The organism is Vicinamibacterales bacterium (genome assembly GCA_036012125.1).
In the GTDB taxonomy this organism is placed as follows: Bacteria; Acidobacteriota; Vicinamibacteria; order Vicinamibacterales; family UBA823; genus UBA11600.
Window position 1 is genome coordinate 262,886 of the sequence record DASCOS010000013.1, and the last position, 17,278, is coordinate 280,163.

Annotated in this window: 12 protein-coding genes, 1 tRNA gene and 1 pseudogene; 6 read left to right on the forward strand and 8 right to left on the reverse strand. The window is 53.6% G+C overall.

The features are described from left to right. Positions 1-228: 228 nt before the first annotated feature. From QGH09_06390 to QGH09_06400, 3 genes are read left to right on the forward strand one after another with little or no spacing between them, the layout of a single operon-like run. Complete coding sequence (locus QGH09_06390; protein HJO17809.1) at positions 229-1,431, forward strand: acetyl-CoA C-acetyltransferase; 1,203 nt, start codon at positions 229-231, stop codon at positions 1,429-1,431. Positions 1,432-1,485: 54 nt separating this feature from the next. After that, positions 1,486-2,346, forward strand: coding sequence for a 3-hydroxyacyl-CoA dehydrogenase NAD-binding domain-containing protein (locus QGH09_06395; GenBank protein ID HJO17810.1), 861 nt, complete (start codon positions 1,486-1,488; stop codon positions 2,344-2,346). Between the two features lie 13 nt (positions 2,347-2,359). Then, a complete protein-coding gene (locus QGH09_06400) occupies positions 2,360-2,809 on the forward strand; it encodes a GNAT family N-acetyltransferase (GenBank protein ID HJO17811.1) in 450 nt (149 codons plus the stop codon). A 23-nt stretch (positions 2,810-2,832) separates the two neighbouring features. On the opposite strand, the gene QGH09_06405 is transcribed toward QGH09_06400, so the two are convergent. From QGH09_06405 to QGH09_06425, 5 genes are all read right to left on the reverse strand, one after another. Continuing rightward, positions 2,833-4,197 (reverse strand): DUF4340 domain-containing protein, encoded by a 1,365-nt coding sequence (locus QGH09_06405; GenBank protein HJO17812.1) that lies wholly within the window; start codon positions 4,195-4,197, stop codon positions 2,833-2,835. Continuing rightward, positions 4,197-6,932, reverse strand: coding sequence for a Gldg family protein (locus QGH09_06410; GenBank protein HJO17813.1), 2,736 nt, complete (start codon positions 6,930-6,932; stop codon positions 4,197-4,199). Before QGH09_06410 ends, QGH09_06405 begins: the two co-directional genes overlap by 1 nt. 12 nt (positions 6,933-6,944) lie before the next feature. After that, positions 6,945-7,721 (reverse strand): ABC transporter ATP-binding protein, encoded by a 777-nt coding sequence (locus QGH09_06415; protein ID HJO17814.1) that lies wholly within the window; start codon positions 7,719-7,721, stop codon positions 6,945-6,947. Positions 7,722-7,811: 90 nt separating this feature from the next. Continuing rightward, positions 7,812-9,245 (reverse strand): amidohydrolase family protein, encoded by a 1,434-nt coding sequence (locus tag QGH09_06420; protein HJO17815.1) that lies wholly within the window; start codon positions 9,243-9,245, stop codon positions 7,812-7,814. Positions 9,246-9,249: 4 nt separating this feature from the next. Continuing rightward, entirely contained in the window at positions 9,250-11,427 is a 2,178-nt protein-coding gene (locus tag QGH09_06425; protein HJO17816.1) for a multicopper oxidase family protein, read from the reverse strand. A gap of 337 nt (positions 11,428-11,764) precedes the next feature. On the opposite strand from QGH09_06425, the gene recA reads away from it, so the two are divergent. From recA to QGH09_06440, 3 genes are all read left to right on the forward strand, one after another. After that, positions 11,765-12,796 (forward strand): recombinase RecA, encoded by a 1,032-nt coding sequence (gene recA / locus QGH09_06430; GenBank protein HJO17817.1) that lies wholly within the window; start codon positions 11,765-11,767, stop codon positions 12,794-12,796. A 50-nt stretch (positions 12,797-12,846) separates the two neighbouring features. Beyond that, on the forward strand, positions 12,847-13,413 hold the full coding sequence (locus tag QGH09_06435; GenBank protein HJO17818.1) for a phosphatase PAP2 family protein: 567 nt from the start codon (positions 12,847-12,849) through the stop codon (positions 13,411-13,413). After that, positions 13,404-13,479: transfer RNA gene (locus QGH09_06440), tRNA-Phe, on the forward strand. Before QGH09_06435 ends, QGH09_06440 begins: the two co-directional genes overlap by 10 nt. An 88-nt stretch (positions 13,480-13,567) precedes the next feature. Here QGH09_06440 and QGH09_06445 read toward each other — a convergent pair. From QGH09_06445 to QGH09_06455, 3 genes and pseudogenes are all read right to left on the reverse strand, one after another. Beyond that, a pseudogene (locus QGH09_06445) lies at positions 13,568-13,906 on the reverse strand (tyrosine-type recombinase/integrase). 35 nt (positions 13,907-13,941) lie between these two features. Then, positions 13,942-16,350: a DUF5916 domain-containing protein gene (locus QGH09_06450; GenBank protein ID HJO17819.1), complete on the reverse strand. Its 2,409-nt coding sequence runs from the start codon at positions 16,348-16,350 to the stop codon at positions 13,942-13,944. A gap of 270 nt (positions 16,351-16,620) precedes the next feature. Further along, positions 16,621-17,100, reverse strand: coding sequence for an EVE domain-containing protein (locus QGH09_06455; protein HJO17820.1), 480 nt, complete (start codon positions 17,098-17,100; stop codon positions 16,621-16,623). Positions 17,101-17,278 lie beyond the last annotated feature (178 nt).

Genomic DNA, 17,278 nt, shown 5'->3' on the forward strand with positions numbered 1-17,278 from the left:
CGGTGCAACGAAAATAAACCTCACGCCCGGAGGCACCCTTGAAGTACGCACCACTTCACAACATTGGCGTAAAGAGTTACAGCGCTCGAAACCGGTCATCCTTGGACGACTCCAAGCCATGTTAGGCCACCGACGGGTCACCCATCTCACCGTCACTGCACCAGTCGAGGGCCGCCCCCGACGCCACCATAACAACATTGCCAGCCCAAGATCACACTTGGACGATTCATGACAGGTGTACTGCGCGACTCCGTCATCGTCTCTGCTGTCCGACTCCCAACGGGAAAGTTCTTGGGTTCGCTCAAGCGATTTTCCGCACCGCAGCTCGGTGCCCTCGCTATCCACGAAGCCGTGCAGCGAGCAGGAATCGACATGAGCGAGGTTGATGAATGCATCCTGGGTAATGTCATCTCGGCAGGATTAGGCCAGAATCCCGCGCGTCAGGCCGCATTAGGGGCAGGATTACCTGATTCTGTCGCAGCCCTTACAATCAATAAGGTGTGTGGTTCAGGCCTAAAAGCTGTGATGCTCGCTTCACAAGGCATCTCCACGGGCGACGCCGATGTTGTGGTGGCAGGCGGCATGGAATCTATGACCCAGACGCCCTACCTTCTCAAACGCATGCGGGAAGGAGTCCGACTTGGAAACCACACCCTTATGGATTCAATGATCCATGACGGGCTTTGGTGCGCGTTGGAAAATTGCCACATGGGCATCACTGGAGAAGAAATCAGCAAGCGTTATGGAATAACCAGAGAAGAACAGGACGCCTATGCGCTTGAAAGTCATCGGAAGGCTGCCGCCGCCACATCGGAAGGCTGGTTCACTGATGAAATTCTTACGGTAGACCTCACAGGGAAGAATACTGAGTCGACAAAGCTTACCGTTGATGAATCAATAAGGCACGATGCGTCTTCTTCTACGTTAGCAAAGTTGAAACCAGCGTTTATTGAGGAGGGCACAGTCACGGCAGGGAATGCTCCAGGTGTCAACGATGGTGCCGCTGCTGTCGTCGTAATGTCCGCCACTGGCGCTACCGCTCTCAACTTGGAACCCATGGCGAGAATCGTGGCTCAGGGCGTCAGTGGAGTGCCTCCGCTCTCAGTTATGATGAGCCCAGTCGAAGCCGTGAGGAAGGTTGCCAAGAAGGCCGGCTGGGCACTCACCGACGTTGACCTATTCGAACTTAACGAGGCCTTCTCAGTACAAAGCATCGCAATCATCCGGGAGTTGGACCTCGACCCAAATCGCGTGAACATTCATGGTGGTGCAATCGCCTTGGGTCACCCAATTGGCGCAAGTGGTGCCCGTGTCCTAACGACCCTGCTTTACGCGATGAAGCTGAGAAACGTACGAAGGGGTATCGCCTCACTCTGCCTCGGAGGGGGCAATGGCGTCGCTCTCGCCGTTGAGCGAGAGTTAGCTGATTAACCAACCCCTATCAGTGCCCTGGCAACTCTTAGTATTCGTTACAATTCAGGCACCATGTCGATCAAATTGCCCATACAAAAAATCGGAGTCGTCGGCGCAGGCACGATGGGTCACGGAATTGCCCAGGTATTCGCGCAGGCAGGCTTCGAAGTCTGCTTACAGGACGTCCGGACAAATGCACTTGATCGAGCAACTAGCAACATCGCTCGAAGCATTGAGAAGCTGGTCGCAAAAGAAACACTTACCGCCAAGGATGCCGAACTGGCGCGGTTGCGGCTGACCACCACAACAGACCTTGACGCACTTTCTGACGTTAATTACGTCATTGAAGCAATCGTCGAAGACGTGACTGCAAAACGGGATCTGTTCAGAGCCATCGATGCCCTTGTTGCACCAGACGTGATCTTGGCCTCAAACACTTCGGCTATTGCAATCAACACGATTGCTTCAGCCACGACTCGACAACCTTGCGTCCTGGGCATGCACTTCATGAACCCTGTTCCACTAATGCCACTTGTTGAACTCATTCGAGGGCAGGCGACCTCTATTGAAACAGTCCGCCTCTCAATAGAATTGATCAAGATTATCGGCAAGACCCCGGTTGAAGCCGCTGACCGTCCTGGCTTTATCGCCAACCGAGTGTTGATGCCGATGATCAATGAGGCCATTTATGCATTAATGGAGGGGGTCGGCTCTGCAGAGGCCATCGACACCGTAATGAAGGTGGGCATGAACCATCCAATGGGTCCACTGGCACTTGCAGATCTCATCGGCCTCGATGTGTGCCTAGACATTATGAGGGTGTTACACGAGGGATTTGGGAACGACAAGTATCAGCCGTGCCCTCTCCTTTGCCAAATGGTCGAGGCCGGAACTCTTGGCCGAAAAACTGGCAACGGCTTCTACAAGTATTGATAAAATGGAGTGTGTGTCTTCAACACCTACCATTCACCTAGCTACATCAGATGGAGAGATCGTTGCCTGTCATCCGGTCATGTATGAACTGCGACCACACATCAACGAGCAAGAATTTGTCTCCAGGGTGCGCGCACAGACACAAGCTAATGATTTTCAAATGGCCTATGTCCGTAACCAAGAGTTAATTGTCGCTGTCGCGGGATTTCGAATCGGCTACAACCTAGCGTGGGGACGCTATCTATATGTGGACGATCTGGTAACGCGGGCCACCCATCGATCCCAAGGATTCGGAGCGATCTTGCTTCGTTGGCTGCACGACTTCGCACGCGAAGCCGGATGTGAACAAGTGCACCTTGACTCAGGGCTGCACCGTAAAGGCGCGCATCAATTTTACGAACGACACGGTATGCCAAACACCTCGCTGCATTTTCACAGCGTGATCAAATCCAACTCCGCCTGATACCGAACCCGGTTTTGTTAAAGCTAGTTGGCCTTTTCTTTGGTCACGTCCTCCCGCGTAAGTCGAACATCCTCAAAACTTTCAGACGAAATCACGTAGTACCAAGGGCCGAACCGATTATTAAGCTCAATGAGGCGCTCTTCACCAGCTAGGACCTGCGCCGCCCACTCGCTATGAATCTCGTGACGGGTCTTATTAGCACGGTCGTCATCGGAAAGGTCCTCATCCCCCTTTCCTTCAAAGTCCATATTCGCCGGCAGTGGCGGCTCAGGGAAACGGTCCCGCTCGAACTCCGCAGTGATAAACAGATAGCGATTCTCGCCTGGACCGCTGTCCGCTTCAGAGCTCGACTCCAGGCCAGCGGAAATTGCGCTACCTGTTCCATAGAGCACTTCCCCAAACCGAAGCGTGTACAAAATGCCTTTTGTTGTGCGCACGCGGAGCTCCCCTTCATTCGACCGAAGGTCACCCTCGCGTGTAAGGTAGTATCCCCGACTCTGCAACGAAACAACCTCAGCCCTCGTGATGCCGCCCTCAGCTGCTCGCCTTAGACTCGAGGACAAACCGTCAGGCTTAGGCCGCACCCCGACAATGGACAAACCATCAAGGGCTGACACTAGGCCACTCACCTTTGTCGAATCAAGTTCACGACTTTCGGAAGTTCGGCCATCATCGGTCCACGCCCCTTCAACCTTATTCAAGGTAACTGTGTCACGATCATTAATCGTTAGTGTGCGCTCATCAATCGCATAGTCATACAGCACGAGTTGATCAACGTTATCTTGCTCAACCAGAAGTAGGTCCTTCTCAATCCAATCAGAGAAGTTCGTCGAAAGGTCAATGTCCATGCGAACGGCATACACTCGCTTCTGATCGGGTAAGCGAACAAATCGAAAAGTCGGTCGATCCTCAACTTGGTTACCGACAATAAAATCGGCAAGCGTGACCTCGTTGTCTCCCCGTAGTGTGACTCGGGTCCCCCGACCTCGAAGCGATGTTCCCGCCTCATCGCTCGGGTCAAGCACACCAAGCGCCTCATGGTCAGCGAGGTTGTCTGAACGAAAGTCATCTCGAGTAATCCCGATCACCCCAGCTGCGGTCCGAGCCAGTCGATCAGCTCCATCTGCTGGATAGTTATGGTGCGACGGAATCGTCCACAATCCATTTTGATTAGTCACCTGAAATGGCTTTGCCGACGCGGTCTCTTCGTCAAACTCTAAGACTGAGAGTGTTCTCGCGATATTGGGATCGGTAAACTCGGGAAAGAATGGCTCACCCCGGTCAAGAAATACATCCGGAGAAACGAACCGCGGTGCCGTGGCTAATGCCAGCAAGGCGAGGATAACTGCTCCGACCCCAAAGGTAACTGTCTTCTGTGTCTCACTCATCACTTCACCCTATTCCGATGTGCGGCCACAGCACCTTCCCGCTCTCGTCGTTGGCGCCGCACAAAGATCATCACACCCAACGCAAACACTGGAATTGGTGGCAACAGAACTGCCAACATCCGAATTGAACTCTGAATACGACGAATTTGGAACTCCATCGTTTCCATACTGCCCTGAATTTTCGCTTCCTTCTCGGATTCGATATTCGCTCTCAGCACCTCAAAACGACGGTTCTCAACCTCCTGAAGATTCCTGGCCATTATTTCCTTGGCCTGGGCGTCGAGGTCGGTGCGGTTCTGCACCTCAGTAATTCGCTGGTCCAATCGGCCCTGCGCTTCAGCAAGAGCCTTCTCGGCTTCGCCCTCAGCTTGTGCCTCTTCATTCGCTCGCTGTTCAATGAAAGAGCGGGTTTGAGATTCAACGCGCGCCAGTGTTCGATGCTGAACACGCCGGTTACGAAGTGCGACGAACGATTCGTCCCCAACTAAGACGTCAATCGTATTAAGGAAGAACGTGACATTGTCGAAATTGAGATTTCCAGCACCTAGTCGACGGATCTGAAAAAACTGCTCCGAGATAAAATCAACGTCGGCAATCACAATTAGATTGACCGTATCCTGGGTTGCACCATCCGTTAAGTCTGTCTCCGGTTCCTCCGCCGTATCGTCTCCGGCACTCTCATCATCCTCGACAGCACTACTGTCAGGATTTGAGATTTCGCCACCTGACCTGACGTGTGCAGCGATTACGTACTCACTCGGATCAGCTTGATAACGCAGGTTTTGATTTAACTGCGCACCGAAGAATCCCCGTTGCACGACCTGGAAATATTGAAACGTTCCCGATACTCGACCAGAAGTCACCAGTGGTTGAAAATCATAGTCACTGCCAACAGCCTGACGTAAGCTGCCTGGATAAAGCGTGACGAATTCCTGAAGGGCTGTGCTAGCCGTGTGCTCACGATTAAATGGAGACTGCCCTTCATTTCCAAGTCCAACAAAAACCACTTCTGGTGGCAAGTGCGCCAGGTCAGGATGGGGATTATATGCATCCCAAACAACTTCCCCTGAGTTCCAGGCCACGCCGAGCCTAGAGAGCATTGCTTGTACATCACCTTTCGGTGTCGGAGGCGGTTGACCCTGCTGCATAAAGGGATTCTGGTTTGCCCCGGGTTCTTCGGACGGCGACAAGCTCAAGTCCACCGTCGGGATTGGGTCAACGAGCATCAAGGTAGGGTTCCCCTGAGTAACAAATTCTTCGACGTAATCCATTTCCTCCTGCGACAGCGACGATGGTAAAACAACCACCAGTCCGTCCACTTCCTCGGTAACCGGACCAGTGGGCGTTATCTCGACAACCTCATACTGCTTCCGGAGTTCCTCAACAACCGACCAAGCTGGACTACTTTGCATCGTTTGGAAGTCAAAGCCTCCAAACAATCGGATCGCTGAATTGACCACTCCAACCCGCTGCCGAGCAGTACCCGAAACAACTCGGATACTTCGAGCGATTTCGTATTCTGCGGGCAACCCGCGGTCAAAGAACGGAATCACCTGCTCCTCAGCACCGCAAGTGAACGCTAGGCCCAAGAAGACTTCGGTGAAGCCAGCACGCCCTCCTCCAAGGTCAGGAATTCTCCGCGGTGTAATACCGAAGGTTTCTCTTGCATCCCGAGCGGCATCAGTGAAGAGCTCAGTCGTTTCAATACGCAGCTGAACCCTCGCACCGCCTGCAGCATCGATTTCCCGAAGCAGTCCAAGCACAGTTTCACGAGTCTGAACCAGCTGCTCTGGAAGCGTGGGACTCACGTACGCTTGAATAAACACCGGGCGTTCGTCGGATAGGTCATCAAGAAGTGCTCGAGTTTCATTACTCAACGAGTGCAAACGCTCAGCCGTCACATCGAGACGCAGACTGGCTCGTGCCACGATTGCGCCGACACTGACCACAGCGATGATAATTGCCAAGGCCCGCACGGCCTGATGGGCCCACATCGGCATTGCATCTGTCGTGCTTGGCCAGTGACGGCGACCGACCAGCCGCACGTTAAGGAACAGAAAGACCGCGGTAACCGCACAAAAGAAATAAAGCCCGCTCAGGCTGACAACTCCCCTAGCAAAATCTCCAAAATATCCAAGCACGCCAAGGGGCGCGATTAGTCGTGCCAGATTCTCACTAAACAGTTCGACCGCCGAGGTCACACCCACCAACGCCGCACAGAACACCGCGCCGAGAATAAAGGCGATCGTTGCATTGGCCGTCAAAAGTGACCCCAGCATCCCAACAGCAATCAATGCAGCACCTAACAGCCAATAGCCAAAGTAGTTACCTAGCATCAGGCCAAGGTCGGGACTTCCCAGAACCACTAAAACCAGCACATGACTCAACGATAAGGCGAGCGACGCCGTGTACACCCCAAGCACGGAAAGATACTTTCCCAGCACAATTTCAATATCACGTGCCGGGAGAGTGAGTAGTAACTGGTCAGTGCCCAACTTTCGCTCCTCGGCCCATACCGCCATAGTTAGCGCTGGGACAAAGAACATCAGTAGATACGGAAACCACCGACTGAGTTGATCAAGGGTTGCTAAATTATTTAGGAAGAACTGGTCCTGCCAAAACGCCGCGGCCGCGCTCAGAAAGATAAACAGGGTGATAAAGACATACCCTGACGGATTGCTAAAATACATCCGCAGGTCTCGCCGGACGATCGCGCGAACGACCGTGGTATTCACATATTGCCCCATTTACGATGACGCCTCCGTTGCGGTATTTCCCATCTCCGTTGTCTGGGATGACACTGAAAGTTCGGTTAAACGGTGGAACGGTTGTTCTAGCGACCCATTCTCACGTAAATCATTTGGCGTGCCGTCGTAAACCAACTCTCCGTTATGGATAAACAACACCCGGTCAGCAATCGCATCCACTTCTTGCAGAATATGCGTTGAAATCAAAACAGTTTTCGTGCGTCCAAGCTCAGAGATGTTGTTACGAAATTCCCGGATCTGATTTGGGTCGAGACCAGCTGTCGGTTCGTCCATGATGAGAACGGTTGGATCGTGCAGAAGGGCTTGAGCAAGGCCGACGCGCTGGCACAAACCACGTGACAATTTACTAATTGGTTTCTCCCGCACCAACTGCAAAGAGCATAGCTCGACAATCTCATCAATCCGGCGTTTCAATTGACCCATTTCCATCTCGCGCGCCTCACCGAAGAATTCCAAGAGTTCAACCGGGGTCATCTCCGGGTATAAAGGGCCGTTCTCCGGTAGATACCCAAGCTGACGCGAGGCAGCAATCCGGTCTCGCTGCACGTCGTGTCCGGCGATCGAACCCTGCCCAGCACTCGGCGCCAGATAACCCGTCAGGAGTTTCATCGTGGTGGTCTTCCCCGCCCCGTTCGGCCCAAGGAAGGCCACGATTTGACCCTCAGGAATCGAAAACGACAGGTCCTTTACCGCAACGAAGGGGCCAAAGTATTTCGTTAAGCCCCTCGCCTCGATCATCAATCGATTGCCGCCCATGTATCCTCCATGCCCCCTCTGTCGCGACACCGCCCAAGCTGACCGCTCTACAGAAATCACGGCCACTACCTGACATGTGTCCCGACGCAGCTATCTCACTCCAACATACCCGGCGATCGACGCAATCAACTTCGCCGAATCAAAACCTACGCCATTCTTAAATACCGTCCCAATCTTCTTAATGTTTGCAGGATTGGCAGCCAAGTCAGCCTCAATAACAGCTAGGTCGGCAATTTTTCCCACCTCAATAGTTCCGATGCGATCATCCATGCCAAGGATTTTCGCTCCGTTAGCACTCATAACTTGAATCGCCTCGCCTGGCTCAAAACCTGCTTCGATCAAGAGTTCATAATTCCGTTGGTCACCAAAGCCCGGCAAAGCCGCTCCGTACCCAGTCGGGTCCACGCCAGCACCAAGTGTGCCGCCGGCTCTGAAAAAGGCTAGCTCGTACTCCATCGCCTTCTTGAAAACCGCAGGCGACGTTCCGTAGTCACCAGGATCACGCTCCGTGTAGCGTTGATTCTCAGCCAACACATCCTCAGCAACCTCAGGCGCCAGTACATCAAGGGACCGCTGGTCGATCGGCGGTCGTCCGGGAACCGACATTTCATAGACAGCCAGCGTGGATGTCATTGGCACGTTGTTATCGATCATCGCTCTGAACGTTGCCTGCACTTCTGGCCCGTCAATATCGAGATCATAGTAATCACGACGGAAGCCAGGTGGACACCTGTCCGGCTCCTTATTCGCTGCGTAGTCCGTATTCGCAAATAACCCATGCTCAAGGTTATCAATCCCAAGTGCCACCGCCTCACGGTAGGTCACTGAACACAAGTGCGCTGTGACTTTTACTCCGTGCTTGTGTGCTTCGTCGATCGCAGCCCCAAGCTCTGCCCGACCAATCTCCGTGTAGGCCTTGAACCACTGGACGCCTTCTTCCGCCCAATACCGCACAACCCGCCGCGCCGCCTCAGGGTCGCCAAGTCGGTTCATTGTACTGGGACCACTGCCACCGGTCAGATACGGTCCAGTCACAATGAGTGTTGGACCAGGGACCTCACCAGACTCAATCGCCTGCTTTAAGTTGAGCTCAGCATAGGTAGCGCGACTTCCGGTGGTCCTGATTGTCGTGAGCCCTGAAGCCAGATAGATGCGTGGCCCCGAGAAATCCAACTGAGCAACACGTCCACCAGCTGCTGTGTAGTAGCTGTGGTTGTGCATCCCCACAAGCCCGGGCACCACAGTATGACCGCTCAGCGTTAGCACCTCCGCGTTGTCTGGCACCGCAACCTCGGATGATGGGCCAACTGCCGTAATTCGGTTGTCGGTAATAACAACGGTCTGGCCCGGCCGCGGCTCCCCACCGGACCCATCGATCACAATAACGTCAGTCAGGGCAATAACCGGAGCATCGACCGACACAAACTCGCGCGTCAGGTTCGAGAGATCGCTCCGCGTTTGGGCGCCAGCCCACCCCGCCACGCTTAGGACGCCGACAATGATCATTAAGCCTTTGTTTCGCATACACCTATTCCTCCACCTCAAAGACAAATTTCATGCCGGACTCCAAATGTTCCGCAATATGGCAATGCACAATCCACCGCCCAGGATTTGAAACCTCTAACAGAATGTCAGTGACCGACCCAACCGGCAGCAACACCGTATCTTTCCATACAAGATTTGTGTTCGGCAAACCATCTTGAGCCACCACAAGAAATCGCTGACCATGGATGTGTAGCGGATGCTGCATCGCGTGAAACGCGAAGCGGTCATTGTGGAGGCGAATCTTCACGAGATCCCCGAGCCGAAAGCGCCAGTCAATATCATCGTTCTCACGTCCGGTGCTGGATTCACGTAAAATCCACCGAACTTCCTCAGTCGTGGTAAGCCAGTTCATCATCGGCATCGTGCCGGTCCACTCCACGGGATTGAAGTAGATTCCATCAAACCGCATCACCTCTTCAATGGGTCGAGCCAAATCAGCCGTCTCAAGTGTGAGCGTTAGCTCATAGTCAGCCGGCCTCCAGAATTGACTCCGATACTGATCAATATCAGCCACAACTTCTTCATGTCTATGCAACTTCGCAAAGCTTCCAGTGAAGTCCTCGGCCACCTGTATCCTCCCAACCTCAACGCGGCCAATAACCGTCCGCTCCTCTAGGAAACCACCGTATCGGTGGTTGATGCCCTGAACCCAGTTCACCATTTCCTCGGTACCTGTCGTAGTAAAATTGACGTCCACGATGTAACGCTCGGCTGGCGCTAACACAATCGAGTCCACCCAGACTTCGGACTCAAATTTTCCAAGGTCTGAACCAACCACCTTGATGGGGGCGCTTCCAAAGGAGACATTAAACGTTCGCGTGTTCGACGCATTTGTTAGAAAGAAACGCACTACTTCGCCGCGGTCTACTGAAAGGGAATAACTCGGCTCACCGTTGACTAAAAAGACATTGCCAAATCGGCCCATCAACGCATAGTTCGCGGAAGTTTCACCAAAGGCCACTGCACCTGACTCGTCCAACAGGAGGTCGTCGAGTATCAGCACTTCCTCTGTATTGACCACTGGAAGAGCCTCATCAACACTGTGGTCCACGAGAATGTTGCCCATCAGGCCTAGTTCTTGCTGGATGTCTTCCCGATGATGGGGGTGATACCAGTAAATGCCCGCGTCCCGAAAGAAGATTTCGTAGCGGAATGACTCTCCGGGTTGCACCGGGTCTTGCGTAACACCAGGCACCCCATCATACCGATTGTCCAGCCGCACCCCATGCCAGTGAATAGCCGTCGGTAACTCGGTGTGATTCGTAAAGTTTACAAAAATCGTCGTACGTTCCTGGACCTGAATGAGCGGCCCTGGCACTTGTCCGTTAAAGCCATACATGACGAGAGTTCGGCCGTTAATTGTTCGTCGGACGGGCGCTGCCTCAAGGTCCAGAGTCCCTCCGTTACCTAAACGCACGAGTTGCCGTGGCCGAGCTTCTGGTAGCGTAGAGGGGTCCACGGAGGGGAGAAACGGTGTCCCCTGAGGAACCAACCGTGCCATGCCCGAAAGCATCGGCACCGCCGCATGCATCGGCGGGATGGTCCACCCAGTCTCGTGACCGTGCTCGTGGGACGCCATCGAGTCAACCGACTGCTCCGCAAATGCCGAAGGCGCCTGCGCCAAAAGGTCGTGCGCTTCCATTAGGCTACTTGGCGATCGGCCACGCAGCACCAGCGACCCAGTCCGCTCGGTGACATCCCTGTCGTGCTCGAGAGTGACTAAGAGGTTGAACTTATTGAAGGCTGCCTCCCCTACTTGCGTCAGGCCGTTTTCAACTTCACCGAGTTTGACTGTTGGTGCAAATGACGGTGTGGTGACCCAGGCGATGTAAGCAGCCTCAGGCTCGAAGGTGTCGGCTGGCGGCAACCCTTCAATGTCAAAAATAAGGCCATGCCGAATATGGCCATCGGTTGTGACCGAAATGGAAAACGGTCCTGGAGCACGGCGCAATTGGACTGCCCCGGTCACACCAGGAAACTCATTCGTGGGATAGAGCTCTAAGCAATCCAGGCGTGGCAGTGAGACATTCCGGCCGCCTGTCCGCGGTAGGCATTTTCTCGAAGACCCGTTCTCTTGCCCCTGTGTTGGGGTCCCGAGCCACATCGCGAGGCACACCAGCCCAGCAAGTGGAACAAGCGATAAACGGCGGCCGCTACACATCAACTAAGCTCGAGACATCGACTGTGACCAAGCCTGAGAATTTATCCTAGGGACTCAAACAGTGCAAATCCTTGACGACGAGGCGCTAAGGCCAGAGTGACCGAGGATTTGAATCGATCATGGCGAAAGTCTATATTTCTGTAAGTTATTGATGAATATAGTGATATGGTTTTCATAAGTTATAGTTTCGCTTGACTTGCGGGCCACTCCTCCCTACAATATCTTGGGCGTTGACGGGTAATAACAATATTAAACCGTCTGCAGTTTCGTGAAGAATCGTGTAAGACCCAAGAGTTTGTAAGCGCACTCAACCCGCTGTCACTTCCCAAGGAGCATCATGGCCGTAGACCGCACCGAACGCGAGCGCACGAAGGCGATTGAAATCGCCGTTGGACAAATTGAGAAACAGTTCGGCAAGGGCTCCATTATGCGCCTCGGGTCAACTGACATTGTCGCACAACCGAGCATTTCGACCGGCGCAGTCAGTATTGACTACGCCCTCGGTGTCGGTGGGGTACCGCGCGGTCGAGTCACAGAAATCTTTGGTCCCGAAGCATCAGGAAAAACCACCCTGGCGCTTCAAGTCATTGCGCAGGCCCAGAAGGTCGGCGGCATGGCAGCCTTTGTAGATGCCGAACACGCGCTCGATTCCACCTACGCGAAGGCCCTCGGTGTCAATTTGGATGACCTCCTCGTCTCCCAGCCTGATAACGGCGAACAAGCCCTTGAAATTGTTGAGGTGCTCGTGCGCTCAGGTGGCGTTGATGTCATCGTGGTGGATTCAGTCGCCGCCCTTGTGCCTCGAGCAGAGATTGATGGCGAAATGGGTGACGCGCAGGTTGGGCTTCAAGCTCGGCTCATGTCGAAGGCCATGCGTAAGCTAACCGGAATTGTTTCCAAATCGAAAACCTGCCTGGTCTTTATTAATCAACTCCGCGAAAAGATCGGGGTGATGTTCGGCAACCCTGAAACCACGACCGGTGGACGCGCACTGAAGTTCTACTCGTCGGTTCGCATCGATATCCGTCGCATCGGCGCCATTAAAAGTGGCGACGTGGTGGTGGGCGGACGGACCCGTGTGAAGATCGTCAAGAACAAAGTCGCACCACCATTTCGACTGGCCGAGTTCGACATTATGTATGGCGAAGGCATCTCCCATGAAGGCGACCTGCTCGATTTAGCGGTTGAACGAAAGATTGTCGAAAAGAGCGGTACGTGGTTTTCCTACGGTGGTGACCGGCTTGGACAGGGTCGTGAAAATTGCAAGAACTTCCTGCGTGAGCATCCCGATACCGCAGCGGCGATCGAGGAAAAGGTTCGCGCTGAGCTCGGTCTATCAGCACCTGCGGAGGAGACCGTTACCGCGTAAGTTCGCCCAGGACAGTTTCCCTCAACGCCAGTCCACTCACCCATCTGGGCATGTTTGACACCCTCAGCAGGCTCGACGGCACAACCCTTAGCTGGGTCCTCTCACTCCCCCATCCCGATTGGGTAAACACAGTTACGACCGTGGCGAGTGCACTCGGCCAATGGGCTGTCATCTGGCTTGGCTTGGGAGCACTCCTCGCCGCCTTGGGACGGTGTTCCTGGATGGCGTATTGGCAACTCGTGCTGTCAATCCTTCTGGTTTTCCTCACCGTTGACGTGGTGCTCAAACCGATTGTGGCGAGAGTACGCCCGGCGGACTTCGATGCGGCAGTGGTGTCGACCATACCGACTCCCTCAAGCTACGCTTTCCCATCAGGACACGCAGCAACTGCTGTTGCAGGAGCCTACGGGCTCTCTCGCCTGCTCCCGCAGGCGCGATACGGATGGTGGCTTCTCGCGGTGCTGATTGCGGGGTCGAGGGTCTACCTCGGTGTGCACTATCCGTTCGATGTCCTGTGTGGCGGCCTTGTCGGACTCGCCTGTGCCATCTTCAGTACCGGTGGAACCGTATGGTATAGTCGCGACCCTGCAATCAGGGTTTCCCAAGGGCCGAGGTAGCTCAGTCGGTAGAGCACACGACTGAAAATCGTGGTGTCGGCAGTTCAATTCTGCCCCTCGGCACCATTTTCCCTAACAATTCTTTACGTTTCTGATCGACACAAAATCACGTCGGACACTTTGTGCAAACGATGTGCAAATTTGTCCAAAAAACTCAGCGCACAGCAGCCGTAAGTGGTGACTCAGCTACCTCATCAGATGGTTCTGCTGACGCTTCCATGCGTTCCAACGCTTCGACCATTCGCACAGGTGAAGTCTTCACATAGTGCGAGGTCGTGGTGATGTTCGCATGACCAAGAAACTCACGCACCACACTCAGGTCAGCTTTCGACTCCAGCAATCCACACGCGAATTCCCGACGCAGATCATGGAAGTGCAGATTACTGATTCCTGCTCGACGGCAGGTGTTTCGCCACTCGACTTCAACCAGTTTTTGATCGCCCTTCTGATCTGTTCGCTTTCGGGAACGCCATCGCGTTCCTTCAGCTTCCGAAGTCCGTCGATCAACTCTTGGTCGCTAGCAAAGTTTTAAAAGCGGAACAACTTTGTGAATTTAACGACGAAGCCACGGTTCTTCTGGAGTGGGAAGCCATGGTGGTCGGTTGCGCGGCCTTCGGAATAGACAACAAACAAGTCGCTGCCGGGTTCGTACTCCCATCGGAACCGGACATTGGTGTTGATTGAGTCGTTGCTGGAGTTGTACTGGACAAGCGCACCAGCAAACAGACGCGCAGACATCGTATAGGTCGCTCGCGTACTTAGAAGGTTTGTCGTGAAGGTGCCTTCAGGCAGGGCAATCCAGTTTCGCTGAAAGCGTGGCTCCATTGACAGTTTCGGGGTCACTTCCACACGGCCGTCGGCGCTGAAATGGGTACTATGACCGCTATAGAATCCACCGGTGCCAATGGTGACTCGCCCGGAAAGTTTCCGTTGCGGCCCGGCCATGTATGTAGCGTTTGTATTTTGCCACCTGTAACTGCCAACTCCCAGCACAACACCGTCAGCGATAGTGAAATCCCGAGGCAAGAATTCGTATTGATCCTTAGTGTTGATAATGATGCGGTCTCCACTCTCCATTTCGACTTGGAACCGGCCCTGATATTGCCGGGTTTCAAGCGTTCCGGTCGATATGGATGCGAGGTGTTCAACGCTCGCTTGCATCTCAAACTTCCTGATTAACGCGATTGACGGTGCGCGCGGTGAAAATTTGAGTTCCGCGCGATTCTTCCTAAAGTCATCCCGCCGCACAAAGCCGATCCCAGGATTAAAATTATCACCAACTTTCAAATGAGAGAGAGTGAATCCATACTTATCTCCCTCATTTTGGATGCGGCCTTGATAACTAGTCGTGTCCCCAGACAATCCTGGGCTATTTGTACCCGCCCAGAAGGTGCTCATCTGTAAATTTTGAAAGAATGCGAAGTTGGCGTCGACTCCGTAAGCTTGATTCGCGCCGTTGCCGTCGAGCGAGGCTGACCGATTTGTGGCCATGATCCCAATCGTGCTCCGGCGAAAGAGGTCGCGCCGGAGACGGACCACAGAAAAGTTTGTGGCAGCGGCTTTGAGGGACTGATCCTCGCTCGTCTGGATGTTGAGGAGGCCGACGGAGTATCGCCCGGCGCGGCCGGTCACGCGAGAACCAGCACGCATCGTGACCGGTTGTCCGTTTGCCAAACCAATGTTTCGACTGAAGAACAGGAGAGGGGTTTCACCGCCCCGGCCATAGCCACTGTTCACACCGCCGAAATTAAAAATGCCCTGACCTTCAAGAAAAAATTCACGCTTTTCTGGAAAGAACAGACTGAAGCGGGTTAAATTTACCTGCTGCATGTCGTCCTCAACCTGAGCGAAATCAGTGTTGACGGTGAAGTCTGCCGTCAATCCTTGCGTCAATCCGTATTTAGCATCAAAGCCGACATCACCAAGGAAATTGTTGTCTATTACGTTTATGGTGTTGCGTGTGCCCGTCACTGAGGAAATACCGAAGGGTTTTATTTCGAGATTCCGCGAATTGCTTGGCACAGAGATGCCGACCAGTGTGGCTGCATCGGACACCCGTTGCAGGGCTCCCCACGCTGCTGATCGTGGGATCGGTGACAGAAACGAATCCTCTTTCTTGGATTCCACACCGCGGCGGATGTTAATACCCCAAATCTGGCCCTCGCCAGGCTTGAAGCGAAGTGATTTGAATGGGATTTCCATCTCCACGTCCCAGTACTGGTCGGTTTGGTGAACTCGGACATCCCACACCGTGCTCCAGTCGTAATTTGCATTCCTTTCGTCGGTGATGAGTCCATCTCGCAGGCCACCGAGTGGATTCGTCTGGAAGAGATATCCGTTACGCCGATCGTAGAAGGTATCTAACACAAGGGAAAAATTGTCATTCTGGCCAATCAAACGGTTATCACGGCGTAATTCATTGGCTAATCTTTTATCTTGGCCAGTGTCCCAATTTCTGCCCGAGACATAGACATTCTTATCGTCGAAGAAGATCCACAATTCCGTCTTATCAGTCGCAGGCTCACCTTCGTCTGGTTCTTGCTGGATGAAATCCGTGACACTTGGCACAGTGGAATAGATTGGGTCATCAAGTCGTCCATCAACGTTTAACCCTTCGGGTAATCGCACAGCTCGCACGGTAACTCGGCCTTGAGAATCGCGAGAGACGACGTTTGGTGCGATGGGTGCTGGGGGACCGTCGATTGTTACGTCGGTGTCTGAGTCCTCGACGCCAGTTTCGTCTAATTGAACCTTATCCGATTGCTGCAGTTGCTGCTGCGTATAAGGAAAATTCTCGGCGGCCGCTAGTTCGAGTGTTTGCGTCGAGATTTGAGCGGCAGCCGTACTCACGCCGAACGACAACGTGAGCAAGCACCCCACGAAGGTGGTTATGCGCAAAGCGGAGGTACTGAGTGTGTTGAGGGGTTCAGATTTCATGAATGAGGTCGAGTGCGAGTAGGTATTTCCCGATATTAACAACTCATCATTGTAAACGACGTAGTGGTGTTGTTTGTTGCTAACTTTATTCCCAGTCTCAATATTATTGCCGGCCAGAATATCGACTCTCCTCGCCGATCCTGATCGAGAAGTTTTAACGGCAGTGCGTCCTCCAGTGGCTAGAGTCTACCGCTGACTAGAGGAGGGTTCAACGTGATTGAGGCAGGACGGCGTAAGCGTTAGAGCTTTGGAAGTGGTGGTAAGTGTCGTTCAGGAACGCTGGTTTGCCGCCCGACCGAGATGAACCACGATATTGAATTCCGCCTTTGTGACCGGTTGGATGGAGAGGCGACTCCCTTTCTTGGTAACCATCATATTGCGAAGGGCCTTGGTGGCTTTCAAGGTTGACAAGGGCAGAGTGTCTGGAAATTGCTCAACGAACGAGATTTCGACCATATGCCAAATCGGGTCTGTTTTGGTGCTCTTGGGGTCGAAGTATTTGTGGCCCTTTTTCCATGCGTAGTGATCGGGATGGGCCTCCCGTGAGACTTTCGCAATGCCGGTGACTCCAGACGGCTCTGCATTGGACGCATAGAATAGGATCGCATCTCCAACCTTCATTGTGTCGCGCATGAAGTTACGGGCTTGGTAATTACGAACCCCTTCCCAGCTTGTGGAACCATCACGCGCCAGATTTGCAATCGTGTAGGCCGTAGGTTCACATTTCATTAACCAGTAGTTTCGAGCCATTCGAGGTCATCCTACCGCTGGCTGACGGAGGGTTCAACATGCACCGTCGAGCGACACATCGCAACTAAAGCCAACAACTAGCCTCATCGTCGCTTGGCGACGGCCAGAATCATGTGGCTGATGTAGGCGGCAGGCATCAGGGAAGCAAAAGCACGGCGTGCCACGAAATACGCGCGTG